At 69.8% G+C, this 18,801-nt stretch carries 6 protein-coding genes; 3 read left to right on the forward strand and 3 right to left on the reverse strand.

The window, feature by feature from the left end; all coding sequences use genetic code 11:
- Window positions 1–323 precede the first annotated feature (323 nt).
- Both ISP_RS38025 and ISP_RS38030 read left to right on the forward strand, forming a co-directional pair.
- Window positions 324–869, forward strand: coding sequence for a hypothetical protein (locus ISP_RS38025; RefSeq protein ID WP_013229102.1), 546 nt, complete (start codon window positions 324–326; stop codon window positions 867–869).
- Window positions 870–978: 109 nt separating this feature from the next.
- A complete protein-coding gene (locus ISP_RS38030; protein WP_230468540.1) occupies window positions 979–4,182 on the forward strand; it encodes a hypothetical protein in 3,204 nt (1,067 codons plus the stop codon).
- A gap of 84 nt (window positions 4,183–4,266) precedes the next feature.
- On the opposite strand, the gene ISP_RS38035 is transcribed toward ISP_RS38030, so the two are convergent.
- The 3 genes from ISP_RS38035 to ISP_RS38045 are packed head-to-tail and all read right to left on the reverse strand — an operon-like array spanning window position 4,267 to window position 12,489.
- On the reverse strand, window positions 4,267–4,806 hold the full coding sequence (locus tag ISP_RS38035) for a hypothetical protein (RefSeq protein WP_013229104.1): 540 nt from the start codon (window positions 4,804–4,806) through the stop codon (window positions 4,267–4,269).
- Between the two features lie 15 nt (window positions 4,807–4,821).
- Window positions 4,822–5,706 carry a leucine-rich repeat domain-containing protein gene (locus tag ISP_RS38040; RefSeq protein ID WP_014467615.1) on the reverse strand — a complete coding sequence of 295 codons (885 nt, stop codon included), beginning with the start codon at window positions 5,704–5,706 and terminating at the stop codon, window positions 4,822–4,824.
- 9 nt (window positions 5,707–5,715) lie between these two features.
- The gene (locus tag ISP_RS38045) at window positions 5,716–12,489 is read right to left on the reverse strand and encodes an RHS repeat-associated core domain-containing protein (protein ID WP_014467616.1); all 6,774 of its coding nucleotides are present in this window, start codon (window positions 12,487–12,489) and stop codon (window positions 5,716–5,718) included.
- A gap of 400 nt (window positions 12,490–12,889) precedes the next feature.
- Here ISP_RS38045 and ISP_RS38050 point away from each other — a divergent pair, with 400 nt between their 5' ends.
- Window positions 12,890–17,983: a LamG-like jellyroll fold domain-containing protein gene (locus ISP_RS38050; protein WP_013229107.1), complete on the forward strand. Its 5,094-nt coding sequence runs from the start codon at window positions 12,890–12,892 to the stop codon at window positions 17,981–17,983.
- The last annotated feature ends 818 nt before the right edge of the window (window positions 17,984–18,801 follow it).

Genomic DNA, 18,801 nt, shown 5'->3' on the forward strand with positions numbered 1-18,801 from the left:
GCCGGCCGGAAATGCTCGGCCGGCGCTGGTCAGGCGCGCCTTCGCCATTGCCGGCGGTTCCAGTGGAATGACGATGTGCCCGCGGGCGGCCGACGTGACGGCTCCCCCGAAACTGGCCAGCAATTGGCCACTCGGTGGGCGAACACCGCATGTCGGCGACAATTCATGAACAATTTTCCCATCCGGACACCGAGTGGCGACAGGCCGGTGCCCACCCGGGTGGGCACATGCCGGGCGGGCCGCGGAGCTTGTCCGCAGCCGTCAGCTGAACGTGCCTTGTCGGCCAAACCCCGCCGACCTGGGCCGGGCGGTACTCTTCGGGCGTGTCGCTCGATTTCCAGGCCCGTATCCGGCGGCCGTTGGCGCTGGGAGACCTCGTGGCCGGCACCCGCCGCGTCGAGGCCGACCTGCTCGGGCTGGCGGATGTCCCGGCGCCCGCGATGGTGGCCGGGCGCCGGCGGGAGGCGGGCCGGGTCACGGACCCCGGCCGGCTGCTGAGTGAGGACGACTTGCACTCGACCCTGGTGGGGACCGGTATTCCGGACCCTCTGGTGGAGGCGGTCGACGACGAGAACGGCCCGCTGGTGGTGATCATGCCCACGGCCGTGGGCGGACTGGTGTTCAGCCCGGTTCGCCGCGCGGACGCCGTGGTGACCGGTCTGGCCATGGCCCTGGCGGCAGCGCTCGCCGACGGCAGCCGGTTCGTGGATGACGACCTCCAGCTGGCGGCCGCCGCCGGCATCGGCGACGGGGACCCCGCGGCGTTCATCGCCGCTACCCGGCTGACGCCTCAGCCCCGGACCATCGCGGAGGGGGCGGTCGCCTACCTCCGGCAGTTCGAGCACCTCCGAGGCTGGCACCTGATCTGACCGGTGCTGCCCGTTCGGACAGCCCGGAGGGGCAGACTTCGGCAGACCGCCGAGACGGATGCCGGGCCACGGCTGGAAGCCGGACCGTCACCCGGCCTACCGTACCGAGGTGGACCGTCGGTCGGACGACGCCGGGAGCAGGGACGGCGCCGAGCAGCGGACCCCGCGACCGGGGTCCGGCAAGACCGCTGCCAGCGGCGTCCAGGCGCCGATGAACGCCGTGATGGCCCTCCAGAGCGCGGCCGGGAACCGCGCCGTCACCGGCCTGCTCACCAGACGGGGTGCTGGAGCGGGCGGCGCGGTCAAGCCCAGCACGTTCGCGAGTGACGTGGGAGCCGTTGCCCAGGACATCGCCGGTGCGCACCAGCAAGCAGGCGGGGCGGCCGGCGCCCTGCTGGCGGCGGCGCCCCCGCCCCCCGGCCTTCCCGTGGCACCGGAACAGGCCTTGCCCGAGCTGCCCGCCCCGGGAGTCGCCGAGCCGGGCGGCAGTGCGCCGCAGATCCCCGCGGCAGACGGCGACAGCGTGGCCACCGGACCCACCATCGCGGGCCTGGCGGCCAGGGAGCAGGCCGAAGGACACGTCGTCGACGCCGCGGGCCGGGACGCCGGCAAAGCGGCCGACGCGCTGCGCATCGGCCCGCTGGGCGCCTCCGCCGCGATCGGCGTCACGGCCAGGACGCCGCTGTCGCCCGTCGCCGCGCCGCCACCCGACTTGGCCGGCATCCCCGCCATCGAGCCGGCCGTGGCCCGAGTCCTCGACAACGGCTTCGGCGGCCGACTGTCGGCCGCGGCCGGTGCGGCCCGGCAGGAGCAGGACGCGGCGGTCGCCCACCACACCCAGGTGACCGGGGACGCCCGGGCCGCGCACGACAGCGCCGTCGACGACCAGCAGGCTGCCGCCGACGGCGAGGCCCGGGAACTGGACGCTCGCACGGCCGGCGAGGTCGACGGGCACAAACAGGCGTGGCGGGCGGAGAACAGCCGCGTCACCGCCGACAGCCGCACCGAGCTGCACACCCTGCGTGCCGGCGCGGGCGCCGACATCGAACAGCAGGCCGGCGCGGCCAACAGCGAAGCCGCGACCATCATGTCCGGCGCCCGCAGCGAGGCCGACCGGCAGGGCGGCAACGTCCCGGGGCCCGCCGTGCAGCGCTCACTGTGGGGACGGATCAAGAGCGCGGCCGGCCGGGCCGTGGGCGCGGTGCGCTCGGGCCTGTCCGCCGTGGCGTCGGCGGCCCGTTCGGTGCTCGATGCCGCGCTCAACCGGGTACGGGGGCTTTTCGACCGCGTTCGCCAGGCCATCACCGACCGCGTCGGCCGGTTCGTCGCCGCCGCCCGCGAGATCGCCGGCCGGGTCGGCGCCCGCCTGGCGGCCGCCGCCAAGGCAGCGGTCGGGGCCATCCGGCGGGCCGTGAACGCGGCCAGGGCCACGTTCGACCGGCTCGTCGACCGGCTGCGCGAGTTCGCGGCCGGGGTCCTGCACAGCTTGTGGTCGGCGTTGCAGGCGGCGGGCCGCTGGTTGCGCGACCGTCTGGCCGGCCTGGTCCGGGGTCTGATCGCGGCGGGCCGGGCCGTGCTTGCGTTCGCGGGGAAGGTGCGTGAGCTCCTGCGAGTCACCGGCCACAAGGTGCTGTCCGGCCTCGTTCGTGCGGTCAACGACCCCGGTGCCTTTGTCGCTCCCTACAAGGCTCAGGTCGGCGGCATGATCGACACGGTGCCGGACAAGGCACACCGGATGTACGACGACCACGTCGCGCCGTTGTTCGGCGGCGACCGCCAGGAAACCCCCGCCGCCCAGCGCACGGTCCAGCGGCAGGAGACGGCGGAGGCGCGGCAGGAGGGGGAACCGCCGTCCCACTCCGCCATCCTCTGGGAGTTCCTCAAGGCGAGGCTCTCCTACCTCGGCGGCCACTGGGGCAGCGTGATCCTCGACGTGCTGCTCGAAATCTTCGTGCCGTTCGTGTCGCTCTACCGGCATCTGCCGCCGATGCTCACCGCCGCCTGGCACGCGCTGAAGGACCTGTTCGCCGGGCGGTTCAGTGACGCCGTCGACGCGGGGCTGAAGGCGGCCCGGGAGCTGATGGCCATCCTTTCGACGCTGTTCGCCCAGGTTTCGATCGCCGCCTTCATCGCGGGGTCGATCCTCGGTACCCCGATCGTCGGCGAGGGGGCCATGCTGGCCGTCGGCCTTTCGCTGCTGGCCGCCGACGTGGTCCTGCAGGCGGCCAGCATCGCCAAGGCGTGGTCGAACCTGGGCCGGCCCGGCCGGACGTCCGATGAGCTCGGGGACGACTACGGGGTCATGGCCGACTCGGTGATCTCGCTCGGCATCACCCTCGCGCTGGTGCTCATCGCCGCCATCGGCCAGAAGCTGGGCAAGGTCCTCTTGGCTCGCTTCCCCAAGGCCGCCGGCGCGCTGGCAGCCATCCGCGAACGGATCAAGCTCCGGGCCCGCGCCGCGGCCGGGCTGAAGAACCCACCGCCGACGACCCGGCCGGTGGTCGACACACCGGCCGCGCCGGCCGTCGCGCGTCCGGCCGTCGAATTCCCCGGCCGGGCCGGCCTGCTCCCCGGCGAGCAGGCCGCGTTCGACCGCTTCATCGCCGGCCAACGCGCCTCCGGGAACCTCAGTCCGCAGTTCGAAACGAAGCTCAAGGCGATGACGCCGGACCAGCTCCGCCGGGTCGCCGCACGGGAAATGGGCCAGCAAATCAAAGTGGAGGCCGCCCAGGAGGCCCAGAGCCGGGCCAACGCCACCAACCAGTCGAATCCGCTCGACCCGCAGATGGCGCACCCCCCGCAGGACGTGGGCGGCAACGTGCGGATCCGGTACAACGAGCTGCCCCCATCGAATTCGGAGATCGCCCAGGCGCAGGGCATCGCCCGCTCGACCGGCGAGCCGATCGAGCTGTTCGGCGACGGCTTCGGCGGGATCGACGGCACGATCGGCCGCCCGCCGCGGCCGCTCCAGCTCAAGGGGCCGCCCCAGGCGGGCCAAGCCGGCGCCGCCGTGGCGTACGAGTCCGCCGTGGTCGCCCACGAGAAGGCCGTCAGGTTCGGGTTCAGTGACGTCGAGACCCACATCACCGCCCCCAACGTCACCAGAGCCGAAGTCGCCGCGGAGTTCGCCCGGCAGGGCAAGCCCGCAAGCTACGTCGGCGGCGGCGCCGTCCGCCGGGTCGTCGTCTACTGCAAGAACGGCGAGATCTACCTTCCTCCGAGCACCGCGGTCGTGCCACCGCCGGTTCACGTGGATTCCGGCAAGGACGAGGCTCGCACCCCTGCTGGGGCGGGTGCGGGTCATGCCGAGTAGTCCTCGACATCCCCGCTCCCACCGTCCGCTTGGCAGCGCCGTGCAGCTCGGACCGTCGCCCGACGGCGATCGCCGGCCGGGCATTCAGCTCAGCGCGTGCCGGACCAGTGGTACATCGGCGGCTGGGACGGCGATGTCGTGCTCGCCGTCGGCGGTTCGGACGGTGAACGCTTCCCTCTTGGGCCCGCGCAGCTTCCGCGCCGCCCGCACCCAGTTGCTCTGCGCGGGGATGATCACCGAGCCCTCGCCACGGCTCTCGGCCCACGTCTTGTCTTCGAACGAGTCACCCGGCTTGGGCAGCGGCACCCGCTTGCCCTGGTGACGGACGAGTCCGAGCGTCGACATCGCCCACAGCAGGTACTTCGTGAGCGCGTCCGAGGCGCCGGCCCGGCGCCACTCGACGGGTGCCCCTTTGGTCAGGTAGAGGTGCCCGGGTTTGGCCAGCGCCAGCTTTCGGCCGCTGAGCTCGTAGTTGCGCGCACCGCCGAGTGTCCACACCAGACAGAGCACCTGGATCGTCTCGCCTGCCTCGAAATCGGCGAGGTCACGTTCCGGAGTCCGCGGCCGGGAGAGGTGGAGCAGCCGGTCGAACGGTGTCTGCGTCCCGGTGGATCGCCGAGCCATGGCCTGGGGTCCCTGTCAGCCGAAGTAGCGGTCGAAGCCGTCGATGTGATCGAACCACGCGTGCAGCCGGTCGAACTCGCTCTCGGGCAGCGGGTTGCCGTCCAACCGGACACTGCGCAACGCGGGGAGGCGGCGCAGCCCCGCGGGCGCGGCGGAGAACTCGTTCGCGATCAAGTTGAGCGAACGCAACGACGGCAGGTCGAAGAGCGGCTCCGGCAGATCTCGCAACCGATTGCGCATGACGTTCAAGTGCTCCAGCTGCCTCAGCTGCCCGATCGAATCAGGAAGGGCGGTCAGCTGGTTGTCGTCCACGTCGAGATAGCGCAGCCGCGACAATTGCCCGATGTCGCCGGGCAGAGCTGTCAGCCCGCACCGGAGAAGGGTGAGCTGGACGAGTTCGGGAAAACGCAGGACCCGATCGACGTCGTCGAGGCTCGAATCGGCGCTGTGACTACCGAGGACCAGCCGGGTCACCGGTCCTGACGCCCGTTCGGCCTCGTCGAGGCTCAGGTAGGTGCTGCACGTTTTCCGCGCTTCACCGATCGCGTCCGTCCAGGCGGCGAAGTATTCGTCCCGCCGCACCCGGAACCGGATCTCGACGGGATCACGATCGTCTTCGCCCTCCAGCACGAAGACGAACTCGCCGTCCGGCCGGATCTGGAGCCACCAGCCCTGTTCGTCGTCGTAAAACGGCTTCGCCGTCGTTCCGGCCGGGATGTCACCGGCGGCCCAGGAGCGCATCCGGACATCCATCCAGGTGCCCCAGCTGAACCCGCCCAGGTCCCGCCCCGCGCCGTCGAAGAACCGGGGCTGCATCCCGTAGTAGCCCTGATCGACCAGCCGGACGGCGAACCCGTCCACGATCGGGTACCGGGCGGATTCGACGCTGATGCCCGTCACCACTCCTCCCTAGTTGCAGCGCATCGGGGTACAGGGCTTGGTTGCCGAGGCCGGTTTGGACAGTGCGTCCAGCTGCGCGTTCGTCTGTCCGGTCGCATTCGCGACCTTGGACTGCGAGACAGGATACGCGGTGACGAAATGGTCGTCGTAGTCGTCGACGACGATCATCACCCACCTGGTCTTGCGCCGGATACCGGAGCCCTTGTCGAAGTCGGTTCCGACGATGTCGTCGAACTTGGCGAAATGAACGTGCCGTGCGCCGTTCCCCTCGGTGTTGGTCGAGGGGTTGTCGAACGAGTCGCTGTTGAGGACGACGTGCTCCAGCAGTTCCGAGACTTCTTCGTCACTGCCCTTCATGAAGACCGAGTCCTTGTCGAACTCGCCGACTTCTCCACGGGTTTGGCTCGCGCCGGGACCGTGCCCCTGCCTGAAGTGGGCGATGGCGTCCTTGGCCCCTTCGAGGTGTTCACCCTCCAAGGGCTTCGTACCGACGCACCGGTTCTGGTTGTGCACCAGCACCGGCTGGGTGCCGGCCACGATGTAGAAGGTGTGCACCCGGTCGACGGTGAGGTTGTAAGTCCGGATCTTCGCTGTGTAGTGCCGGTTCGCCAGAACCCTCACGTGCTCGCCGTGCGGACCCTGGAGGAGGTCCCCGATCTTCAGGTCCTGTGCCGGAGTCCACGAATGGGTGGTTTCGTCGTAGTACAGGTGCTGTGCCGTGCTGGTGATCGTCTGCGGGCCCAGTGCGGTGTCCACGGTCAGGTCGTCGAAGGCCCGGTCGGTGTCGGTCACGTGGATGTCGGTGACGGTGTGCCGCTCGGTCCGATCGCTGCCGGGCTCGGCGTTGGTGACCTGGTCACCCACTCGGACGTCCTCGATGGCTTTGGTGGTGCCGTCCGCCATCAGCACCGCGGTACCGGCGGCGAAGCTGTTCGCGCAGCCGCCGCGCGGTCCGAGCGAGTTCGACGCCCCGACGAACTCCGAGACCACCGCACCGGTGGCCATGGCGATGGTGCCCGCCGCGCCGGAACCGAGGATGGCCGGTGCCGCCGTGGTGAGGGCGTTGGACGCGGCGCCGATCGCCGCCATCGCCGGTGACCCGGTGGCGGCGAACGCTGTCGCGGCACCTTCGGCGGCCGATGCGGCCGTCGCGGCCGCGGTGGAGGTTTCGACGGCAGCGCCGACGACAGCGGTCGCTTCGGTGGCTACTTCGGCAGCAGCGGCGAGCGCGGGCAGCGCCACTGGTGCCGCGACGACCACCGCGACGACCACGACGGCGACGACCAGCACCGTGCTGATGGTGTCGATGTGGTCGCCGACCCAGCTCCACAGGCTCATCCCGGTCGGGTCGGCCTGGTTGACCGGGTTGTCGCCGGCGTAGGCGTAGCCGTTGAGCTGGGTCGGGTCGGTCTTCTCGGTGATGGCGTCGCGCGAGATGAACCGGCCGGTCGTGGCGTCGTACTTCCGTGCGCCGACGTCGGTCAGGCCCGTCGCGGCGTCGGTGGGCTTGTCGAGGAAGCCGTGGCTGTCCGGCCAGGTGGACGTCGGGTTCCCGAGCGGATTTCCGTAGGGGTCGATCGCTCGCCGGGTGACGGCGAACGTGGACGAGTCGACCGCCACCTGGCTGGTGTCGTGCAAGTCGCTGACCAGGTACTGCGGGTTCGCCCCGCCGACGCGCATCGCGACCGTGGTGCTGTTGTGCTTGTAGTACCTCGTGCCGGACAGCTTCCCCGTGGCGTTGTCGCGCACGAGCTCCTGCCCGTTGATGAACAGGGTTTTGTTCGCCGGATCGCGGCGCAGCAGCTGGTTGCCGTCGGCGTCGTAGACGTACGAGGTCTCACCGGCCGTGGTCGTCACGGTGGCGAGCCGGTTCTCCGCGTCCCAGGTCAGGGTCTGCTGCCCGGTGGGGAGGGTGCGGCCGGTGGTGTTGCCGGATTTGTCGTAGCCGTAGCTCGCGCTCGAAGTACCGGTGGGTGCGGTGGTCGTGGTCGAGCTCAGCGTGTGCGGCTGGGCGGACCCGGCGGCCGGGTAGGTGTAGGTGGTCGTGGTGTCGCCGCCGGTCGTTCCGGGCAGCGCGTGCTGAACCTGGTTCTTGCGCAGGCCGGCCTTGTCGAACGTCCACGACGTCCAGAACGGGTTCGGGCCGCCGATGTTGCTGCTGCCGGAGGTGGTCGACGGTGCGGCCGCGCAGTTGTCGGTGGCGGTCCAGGACTGGGTCAGGCGGTCCAGCGGGTCGTAGCCGTAGCACTGGGTCTGGGTGGGCGCCCCGGTTTGGCCCTCCACATCGACCGAGCGGGTGATGTTCCCGGCCGCGTTGTAGGTGTACGTCGTGTCATCCAGCTGACCCGACGCGGCTCGCTGCGCCGACATGTCGACCTTGGTGATCTTGCGGGTCTGCGCATCGCGGTCGTAGGTCAGCCAAGCCTGGTTGTTCGACGGCCCGAGGGTGTACTGCTGCGCCTCACCCAGCGGCGTGTAGGAACTGGCCGAAACGTAGGCGTTGTACCCCGTGGTGGTGGTCGGATTGCCCAGCTTGTCGTAGCTGGTGGCGATCGACTCCGCGGGCAGCCCGCCGATCGCCGGTGGCGTGCTGGTGAGCAGCAGGTTGGTCGTGGACCAGGCGAACGTCGTGGTGTAGTTGCCGGCGAAGCCCTGTTCACCGGCCGGGACCCCGACGATCTGCCCGCGCGGGTTCCCCATGTCGTCGTAACCGGTCACGCCGACGCGGAAGTCACCGTTCGGGGTCGAGCGGGTGGAGTACGTCTGCTTGCCGGCTTGGAGGGTGTCGTAGACCCAGGAGGCGAGTTTCTGCTTCGGCCCGGTGGCGGGCACCAGGTATTCGGCGGTCTTGCGGTCGAGCTCGTCGTAGTCGTAGGCCAGGGTCTGGCCACGCCCGTCGGTGGTCGTGGCCAGGTTGCCGTTCGTGTCGTAGGTCGAGGTCGAGGTACCGGAGTCCGGGTCGGTCTGGCTCGTCCGGTGGCCGAGCATGTCGAAGCCGTAGCTCCAGACGCTGCCGCCGGGGTCGGTGACGCGATCCTGCTGGCCGGTGGCCGCGTAGTGGTACGACGTCGCGTCGTAGGTGCCGCCGGACACGACGTTGCCGCTGATCACCGGCGGGGCCGTGTACTGGCGGGTTTCGACGGTCTTGCCGCTCGCGTCGATCAGGGTGGTGCTCTCGATCCCGCCGGCCGGCGGGACGGTGGTGGTGCGGTCACCGCCGTAGACGGTCTTCGTCGACCAGGTCGCGTTCAGCCCGTGATACGACGTGTCCTCGGTGAGGCGTCCCGTTCCGTCGTGGGCGAGCACGTGCCTGGACGGAACTTGGGAGTCGGCGACGGCGATCATCGTGGTGGCCGGGGCGCCATCGGTCTGATACGCGTCGTTTCCTTGGCTCTTCCAACCGTGGCCGTCGTAGAAGCTGTCGGTGACGACCCGCCCGCCGCCTTCGGCATCGACTTGCTTCTGCCGTGACTGGCCGAGTGCGTCGTAGATCTCGACGGCGGTGACGTAGTTGGTTCCGGTGCCGAAATCGACGAGGGTTTTGGTCGTCACCGAGATCGGGCCGGTGTTCTGCAGGAGGTAGCTGTACGTGGTGGAGGCCGGCTGAGTTGCTTTCGCGTGCCCCGGGAGCCACAGCGAGATCAGTCTGCCGAGCCCGTCGTAGTCGGCGTCGGTGCGCTGTCCGGCGACGTTGACCGCGCTGGTCGTCTTGCCGTGGCCGCCCTCGAGGGTGACCGTCGTGGTCTGGTTCTTGGCGTTCGTGGTCGTCGTTTGGCCGAGCACGCCTCCTTCGGCCGGGACGTAGGACTGCTTGGTGACGTAGCCGCGGCCGTCGGTCGTGCTGAGGGTCCGTCCCGAGGAGTCGTAGGAGGCGCGGTTGGTCGTGACCCAGGTCAAGGCACCGCCGGTGTTGACGGTCGCGGTGTCGGTGCGGGTCGGTTCGGCGGCGTCACCGACGACCCCCGTGGCGCTCAGGTTGTCGTAGAAGTGCCGCTGGTCGGACAGGATCGCCGACGCGGTCAGCGGGACGTCCGGCGCGGGGCAGGTCTGCTGTGCCTTGATCGTCTCGGCCACCGACGCCCGCACCCACGAGCTGAGGTTCTCCGCGTAGGTGGTGCTCGTGCAGAGGTCCGGGAGACCGTCGGCGGACTCGTTCTGCCGGACCACCCGGCCCAAGCTGTCGTAGCCGGTGGTGGTCGTGCTCTGCCTGGTGCCCCCGGCCGCCAGGTCGGTCAGCATCCGCTTCTTGCCGGTCGCGACGATGTTCGCGGTCAGTGCGGGGAGCCCGGCGCGAGCCCGGGACGCGGTGGTGGCCACCGTGACCAGATCGCTGATCGTGGCGGAAACGTGCGCCCCGCCGCTCCCGTCGAATATCTCCGTCTCGCGGACCTGGTCGGCGTAGATGTTGTCGTCGGGCACCGTTCCGCCCAGCGAGTCGGGCACGGTGCCGCCCATGCCGCGGTAGTACGTCGTGGTCGTCAGGGTCTGCTGCCCCGCGCCGGCCGGCGCGCCGGTGCGGACCTCGACCTTGCCGTAGCCGCGGAACTGACCGTAGGTCCGGTTCGCCGGCTTGACGAGCTCGTTGTCGTCGAAGTGCCAGGCCGGATCGCCGACGTAGGTGTAGGTGCTGGCTTGGCTCGGGGAAACGGCGTGCGGTTCCTGCAGCTCGACCGACGTCGTCAGGTACTTGTGGAAGTAGTCGAGGATCGGGGTCGTGTCGTAGGCCGGCGTCCAGTACACCGGGAAGCACCGCATCGTGTCGTGGGCCGGGTCCGCGGGCACGTGGCTGCTGGTGCAGTCAGGGGTGGTGTAGCCGATCTTGATGATCGAGCCGGTATCGGTGGTGATCTGGGTCATCCGCCGGTGGATCATCGCCGGCTGGTTGTTGTAGTTCAGCACCCGGTTGTCCATCGCCTGGCCGTCGAAGCTCAGGGGCGGTGTCGTCACCGAGTGGCCGTCGGGGGTGAACCCGGTGCGGTTGAGCGAGTTCAGCCACATGGCGGGATCTTGGCCGACGAAGAACTTCTGGCCGAGGTCGTAGGAGTCGACCTTGGTGTAGCCGGAACCGTTGTAGTACTGCGTGGTGATGTTCGTGAGCCGCTTGGTGGACCAGAACGTGGGCGAGTGGTTGTCGCAGGTCGCCCCGGAGTCGCACTTCTGGTCCTGTGGGGTGTCCGGCCAGTACTTCGCGTTGTCCTTGGTGAACTGCGCCGGATCACAGGTGACCGCGTCGGCCGGCGTGCAACGCTCGGAAGTGGTGAACACGACCTGGTCCGGGGCGGGTGCGCCGTAAACGCCGCCGACGTCCCGGAGCCCGTAGTCGATCCTGGACAGGGAGCCGCCGCGGGTGTACTCGACGCCGGCTGTCGCGTTGTTCGCGCCGTAGAAGTTCTTCTCGGTCGTGTAGTAGTACGCGGTGGCGTTGTGGTGCAGATCCTCGACGAGGTCCACGTTCCAGCGGTAGGCCTGCGTGCAGGACGATGCCGCGAAGCCCGCCGAGCTGTTGCAGGGCTCGCCGGAGTGCGCGCCGTAGACGCGGGTCGTCCAGGTGGAGTTCGTCCGCTGGTCGCCGGCACCGGGAAGCTTGTTCAGGCCGAGGTAGTGCTGCAGGCCGTCGGTCGTGGTGACACGCCAGTATTCGCCGTCGAGTGCTCCGTTGTCGGCGCCGGTGAGCCGCTCGACCCGCGCGCCGTTGTCGGTCGTCGGGCGCCAGACGTCCGGGTGCGCGTCGTCGTGGACGAGCGGGGTGGACTGGCCGCCGAGGTTCAGCGTGAGGATCTGACCGGCCCAGCACTGGTCGGTGGTCTTGCCGGAGGTGCCCGCCGGGTCATCGGCGCACGGCCGGTAAGTGCGTTCGAGGTAGCCCGCGTTGTAGTCCCAGCCCTCGCCGATCCACGACGGCTGGTCGTTGGTCGAGGCGACGTGACCATCCACACCGGACGAGTCGTAGGACAGGCCGACGCTGGGTGCGACGTCGCCGCCTGCCGCGGGTGGCGGGGTGGCGATCGGGTAGGTCCAGGTGAAGTTGCCGGTCGCGCCGCCGACCGACCAGGTACCCGACGGCGCGAGCGAGGTGGCGGTGAAGGTGCCGTTCGGGCCGGACGGGCCGGGGGTCGCGGCGACGACCGCGGGCATCGCGCTCTGCTGCGCACCGGAGGTGGCCGCCGGCTTGGCACCGGCGAAGGTGACCTCCGCCGAGACGACGCCCGCTTTGCCGTCGTTGACGTTGCCCGGCAACGGGGTTTGGACCCGGCAGGCCGCGACCTCCGGAGTGGTCAGCGCGCAGGCCGGGAGCCCGACCAGGTGCAGGCGGTTGCCGAAATCGCCACCGCCCGCGTCGCGGAACCGCGAGTAGTCGACACCGACGGTCGCCTGCGTGGCCCCGGCGCCGGTGGGGGCGACGGTGAAGAGCACGCCGCTGATGCCTGCCTTGTGCGTCACCGACTGATCGGCCAGGTGGACGTGGAAGTTCGCCGGCGACGGATCCGACGTCGCGTTCGGCGCGGTCCCCTGGGCGGCGCGGCCCAGGAGAACCGGCGTGGTTCCGGCTCGCTGGGCCGGTCGTCGCCCCGCGGCGGTCGCGGTCAAGCTGACTTCGGCGTCGCCGGCGGCCGGCAGATCGGCCGACGGCGTCCCACTGTCCTGTTTGCTTGATGAAGGAGGCTTCTGCAGGGGGAAGTCTTTGTGCGGTACGGATTTTTCGCTCTGCACGTCCGGACGGCGGTGCAGTGGCGCGGCGACGGCGACCGGCCCGGCCACGGCACTGACCAGCGAAGTGACCAACGTCGCGGCAATAGCCGTCGACAGCCAGCGATTGGGCTGTCTCAGCGATCCCCACGGGCGTCTGCGCACAGACGTACTCGTCCCCATGACGCGGCTCATCGCGTTCCCCCCTCGAACACCCGGACGCCCGGAGATCAAAACGCTACACAGATCGACATCCACCGAACAAGAGGCCGGATGCGGGAACGTCAAGGCCGGGCCACGCCGCAGCCCCGAGCGATTGCGGCGAAAAACTACTCTCAGTAGAAAGTATAGAGATAATAAACTCTTCTTAAAGACTTCATTTGCCTTCCGGTCGCGTTCGGACCTTGCGCCGGTTTCCTCTCGCAGCTAGCGTCTGCGTTCGCCGTTGGCTTGGCAATGAGCCAGCTTGCTAGGGGGAGGCGGCGTTCGCGTGCGCATGTCCGGTTTCAGAATCCGTTCCGGTGTTTCCCGGCGGCTCGTCCACATCGGACTGGTCGTCGCCACCGCCGTGTCCGCATCCGCCGCGCTCGGTTCGCCGGCGACCGCGGCACCGGCGCTCGCGGCGAGTGCGCCGGCAGCCGCTTCACCCACCTCGCCTGCCGAGAAGAGCGCGGTGGCCCGGGCCGCGGAGACCGGCCACCCGGTCGAAGTCGCGGACCAGACCACCGAGACCCGCCGGGTGGTGGCCAATCCGGACACCACGTTCACGATGTCGTCGTCGGTGCACCCGGTCCGGGTCCGGCGCGATGGTGGCTGGGTGCCGGTGGACCCGACGCTGAAGCCGGCTGCGGACGGGATGCTCCGCCCGGCCGCGGTGAGCGCCGATCTCCGGTTCTCGAACGGCGGCAGCGGTCCGCTCGTGTCCTTGACCTCGGGTGACAAGTCGATTGCGTTTTCCTGGCCGGACACTCTGCCCGCACCGGTGCTCTCCGGTGCCACCGCGACGTACCCGGCGGTCCTGCCCGGCGTCGACCTGCAACTGACCGCCCAGGCCGACAGTTACAGCGAAGTCCTGATCGTGCACGACGCCGCCGCGGCGGCGAACCCGGCACTGGGCCGCCTCAAGCTGACCGTCACCGGCACCGGGTTGGCCCTGACGAACGACGACGGCAGACTGTCCGCAAAGGACGCTTCGGGCACCGAGGTCTTCCACGGTGCCGCCCCGGTGATGTGGGACTCGGCACACGACGTCAAGACCGGGGTGCCCTCGGCCACCGATCCCGCCGAAGGGCACCTGAGCCCGCTGGCGCTGACCCTCGGCGGTTCGGCTCCTGCCACGGCGAAGAAGGCCGCCGCCGACCTCGGCGCCGGCACCACGGCGAGCCTGACGCTCGTGCCGCCGGCGGGCGCGCTCACCGGTCCCGGCGTCACCTATCCGCTCTACCTCGACCCGTCGATGTCCGGCGGAACCCAAGCCTGGCTGGTCGTCTCGAACGGCAGCACGAGCGAGCAGGAGTTCAACAACGGAGGGTTCCCGCAGCAGGTCGGCTACTGCGGTGACACCGCGCACTGCAGCGGTATCGGCACCGCGCGGTCGTACTTCCAGATGGACAGCGGACCTTTGCAGCAGCGGAACGGAAGGGTGGCGACGATCTTCTCGTCGTCCTTCTACGCCAACGAAGTGCACCAGTACCAAGGTTGCACCGACGAGCCCGTCCAGCTGCACGAAGCCGGGGTCATCAACAGCGGGACCCGCTGGCCCGGCCCGCTCGGCGGCGTCATCGACACCCAGTACTCCCACGCCGGCGACGGCTGCGGTGGCGCGGCCAACGTGGTCTTCAACTCGATCACCGCCGCACGCGACGCGGCCAACGGCAGCTGGCCCAACACCACGCTGGCCTTGACCGCGGTGAACGAAGGTGACGGCGCCCAGTGGAAGAAGTTCGCCACCGGCGCCAGCTTCGACGTCACGTTCAGCTTCCCGCCGAACGACGCCAACGATCTGCACGTGTCCCACGAAGTCGTCTGCGGTGGAAAGGTCTACACCCCGGACGCCTTCCCGACGCTCTACGCCACCGCGACCGACAACAACAACCCGCCGCTGAACGTCGGCCTCTGGTACCAGCTCTGGGACTCGACGGGGGCCACCTGGAAAGCGGGCAACGGTACGGCCGTCGGCTCGGCCTCCGGAGCCCGTGCGGGGTGGCAGGAAGGTGCCGACCTCGGCAACAGCGACAACGCCTTCCGAGTCACTGTGGAGAACTCGTTTCCCGGGGACTCGTCCAAGAACACCTGGTCACCGGGCTGGTCACCCTGGTACCAGTTCAGTGCGATCAGCACGCCGATCACCCAGGTACCGTCGATAAGCAGCTTCGACTACCCCAGCGGAAACTGGGGTGCGCCACAGGGCGTCGGCGGGAAGATCACGGTGAACGCCGCGGGCACGCCCTACGTGGCCGGGTTCTCCTACACCTTCGCCGGCGCGGGGACCGAGACGCTGCCCCACACCGCCGACTGCAACTACGACCAGACGTTCACCAACGGCGGCTGGGTGTCCACAGCGGACGGCAAGGCGAGCATCACCGTTCCGGCCGGGCTCAGCCCGGGGTACCACACGATGTACGTGCGGACTTTCGACAAGGCGCACAACATGTCCCCCGAGTCGGCGCCCTACGCGTTCTACGTCTCGCCGAACGTCGGCGTGACCACCACCCACCTCGAGGGTGAGAACACGGGAGCGATCACCCCGGCCCAGCCGAACGGGCAGAACGTCGGCCTCGGTGCCCAGCCGGGTGGCAGCAACTGGCCGTGGTCCGGTCAGCAGCAGCTCTGGTTCCAGGGCAGCGCCGCCGGCCAGTCGTTCAGCATGGCCTTCACCACCCCGATCGAAGCCGACTACGCACTCGGCGCGAACCTGACGAAGTCCTGGGACTACGGCAAGCTGCTGATCGCGTTGGACGGCAAGCCGCTGCTGGGCACGGACACCACCCCCTGGGACGGCTACGACGCCACCGGGGCCACCGCGTACTTGGCCTTCGGCGGGCTGCACCTGACCAAGGGCGCACACACCTACAAGATCACCGTGGTGGCCACGAACCCGGCGTCGACGGGCAGCCGCTACATGGCGGGCGTCGACTACCTCGCGGTGACCCCGATCAACAACGTCACCGCCGCCAGCTTCACCGACGCGATGAACAACCACGGCATCGGCACCGACAACAGCACCGTCGGCTCGGTCGATTTCGGCAGCAAGGGGTTTTCCGCGCAGTCACTGGCCGCCGCCGGGCTCGCCCCCGGCTCCACGCTCACCTACGGCGGCGCCCGGTTCACCATGCCCGCGGCCAACGCGGCCACCGGGAACGACAACGTCGTGGCCGCCGGGCAGACCATTCCGCTCCCCGCCGCGCAGCAGGTGATGGCCACCGGGGTCGGGTTGCTGGCGGCCGCCACTTGCGGTGCCTCACCGGCCACGACCATGTCGATCACCTACACCGACGGCACCCGTTCCGACGCGACGCTGGCCACCGTGCCCGACTGGATCGACGGCGGTCCCGGCCAGGCACCGGCGGCGATCTTGTCGCACTGGAACACGGGGACCTCGCCGGGCACGTACCACCCGAAGCTGTACGCGATGTTCGTGCCGGCCGACCCGACCAAGCAGGTTGCTTCGGTGTCCCTGCCCAACATGGGCACCACGTTCCTGCCGGACACCTGCGCACGCGCGCTGCACGTGATGGCGATCGCTCCCCGGCCGGTCGACGCCGGCTGGCTCGGCGCCTGGGCCGCACCCACCGACAACGCGGCCGCCCAGCCGCCCGGCACGGCAGGCCTCGCGAACCAGACGCTGCGCATCGTCGCGCACCCGGCGATCTCCGGCGCGAACGCCCGGATCCGGTTGTCCAACAACGGTGTCGAGACGCCGACGACGCTCGACGACGTCACCTTCGCGGCCCAGAGCGGCACAGCCGCCGCCACCGCAGGTGCGCCGGTCCAGCTGACCTTCTGCGCGAGCGCCGGACTGGCGGCCGGGTGTGGCCGGCACTCGATCACCCTGCCCGCCGGCGGCGACGGCTACAGCGACCCCGTCGCCGTCCCGGCCACCCCGACCGGGAACCTCGTGGTCAGCCTGCACCTGCCGACCGCGGTCACCCGGACCGCGGCACACCGGTCGGCGAACAACAGCAGCTACCTCGCGAGCGGCGACGCCACCGCCAACACCGACGGCGCCCCGTTCACCACGACCCTGGCGAGCTCCTACTACGTCACCGCGATCGACGTGTCGACCACCGACCCGGCCCAGGGCACGGTCGCCGTGCTCGGCGACCAAACCTCGGCCGCCGGCAGCCCGGGCGGTACCTGGCTCGACAAGCTGCCGGCAAAACTGGCCGCGGGCGGCACACCGCTGCCCGGTGGCCTGGTCAACGCCAGCCTGACCGGCACCGGCCCGACCGGACAGTGGAAGCTCGGCGAAGGGACCGGCGCCACCGCCGTCGACAGCGCGGGCAACCACAACGGCACCCTGGGCGGCGGGGTGAGCTGGAGCGCCGAACACGGTGGATCCGCCGTGTTCGACGGCGCGAGCGGCATGGTCAGCACGAGCGGCCCGGTGCTCAACACCGCCAAGAACTACAGCGTGTCCGCGTGGGTGAAGTTGTCCTCCACCAGTACCTTCGAGACCGTAATGAGCCAGACCGGCACCGCGATGGGTGGTTTCTACCTGCAGTACTCGGCGGTCCTCAAATCGTGGACGTTCCTGACCCCGCAGACCGACTCGTCGACCGCGCCGCAAACGGCGGTGCACGCCGCTGGGCCGCCCGACCTCAACACCTGGACGCACCTCGCCGGCACCTTCGACGTGACCAGCGGCAACCTGAGCCTCTACGTCAACGGAGCACTCGCCGGCACCGTGCGAAGCCCGGTCGTTCCCTGGAACGCGACCGGCCCGCTCACCATCGGCGGTGTGGTGCAGCTCAACGGCAGCGCCAACAACTACTTCACCGGCGCCATTTCCGATGCTCGCGTCTTCCAGAAGGCTCTCGACCCCGACGACGTGGCCCAGCTGTACAACAGCGGACCCGGCGTCGGTCCGCAGGCACGACCCGGTGGGCTCAGCGCCGGCAACGCGACCGCCACGCTCGACCAGACCGTGCGGTCCACGCCGAACCTGCGCACCGTCGTGCTCGCCCTCGGCACGAACGACATCCTCGACGGCGCGAACGTCACCAGCATCGAGCAGAAGCTGACCTCACTGATGAGCTGCCTGAGCCCCACCGGCCTCAAGTGCCTCCGACGTGCCGACGGCTCGCTGGTCCACGTCGTGCTGACCACCGTGCCACCCCTCGGCCTCGCGGCAAGCGACCAACGGGAGAAGAACCGCCAGCAGCTCAACGCAGACCTCGTCGCCCGGTTCAACGACTACGGCGCCGACGACATCGTCGACTTCGACAAGGCTGTCCGGGACAGCGGGAACATCACCACGATCGCACCCGGCTACCTGACCGGCACCACCCCGAACGACGGCTACTACGACAAACTCGCGCAGACGCTCGCCGACGCGGTCAACACGTTCCCGCCGGGAGCTCAGCTCTGAGGTCGAGACCGGCTCCAGTGCCGGACCGGCGGGCGGTAGTGGCCCCCGCCGGCCGGCACGGGGACGCCTGACCGGGTGTTCCTCCTCGCCTGGACAGACACCGTTGTGGCGTTGTTATCTTCGGTGGTTCGGCCCCAGTTGCGTTTGATCGGCCCAGTGATCACTAGACTGATCGACGCTCGTGAAATGAGCCGAATTCCGCAATGGACAGTGATCTCGGCGACCACGGCTCGCATGTTCCTCCGGCGCAACTCGTCTAGGCCGTAACGGATCGACAGGTCGATCGATGCCTTGACGCGACGAGTATGCGATCATGGGAACCGCAAGATTCCCGTCAGCCCCACTCCCCCAGACGGAGCAATTCCCAAGGAGTCACCCCCACCTTCCCCGCGCCCGCTGCGGTGAAGGCGGTCCGTGCTGGGGTCGAATTGTTCGCGCCGGTCGACGGCGGACAATCGGAAGGGCTGTTCGAACGTTGGAGGTTCGGTAGTGATGCCCCCTGGGCACCGGAAGGACGACCAGCTCTCGGTGGACGAACTTCTTCGTACCGCAGGAGCACGCGCGCGAAGACCGGCCACACCGGACCGCGGTGTCACCGGCGCCCCTCCCGAAGGACGGGAACTCGGCAGCCGCCAGGGGAAACACCTGACTTACCAGGCTCCCACGAAGCAACGCAGGAGCGTGCAGGCCGCGGTGGCTCTCGGCGTCACGGCTGTCGCATGTGGACTCGCCGCCGTGATCGGCGCCGCGGCGGCTCCGTCGAACCCGCCGCCCACGGAATTCCGCTTCGTGTCCCTGCCGCCGGCGACCGCGACACC

The organism is Amycolatopsis mediterranei, assembly GCF_026017845.1.
In the GTDB taxonomy this organism is placed as follows: domain Bacteria; phylum Actinomycetota; class Actinomycetes; order Mycobacteriales; family Pseudonocardiaceae; genus Amycolatopsis; species Amycolatopsis mediterranei.

Coding starts and splice junctions, on each gene's coding strand:
- ISP_RS38050 (WP_013229107.1), top strand. CDS start 12,890: ATGTCCGGTTTCAGAATCCGTTCCGGTGTTTCCCGGCGGCTCGTCCAC.
- ISP_RS38035 (WP_013229104.1), bottom strand. CDS start 4,806: ATGGCTCGGCGATCCACCGGGACGCAGACACCGTTCGACCGGCTGCTC.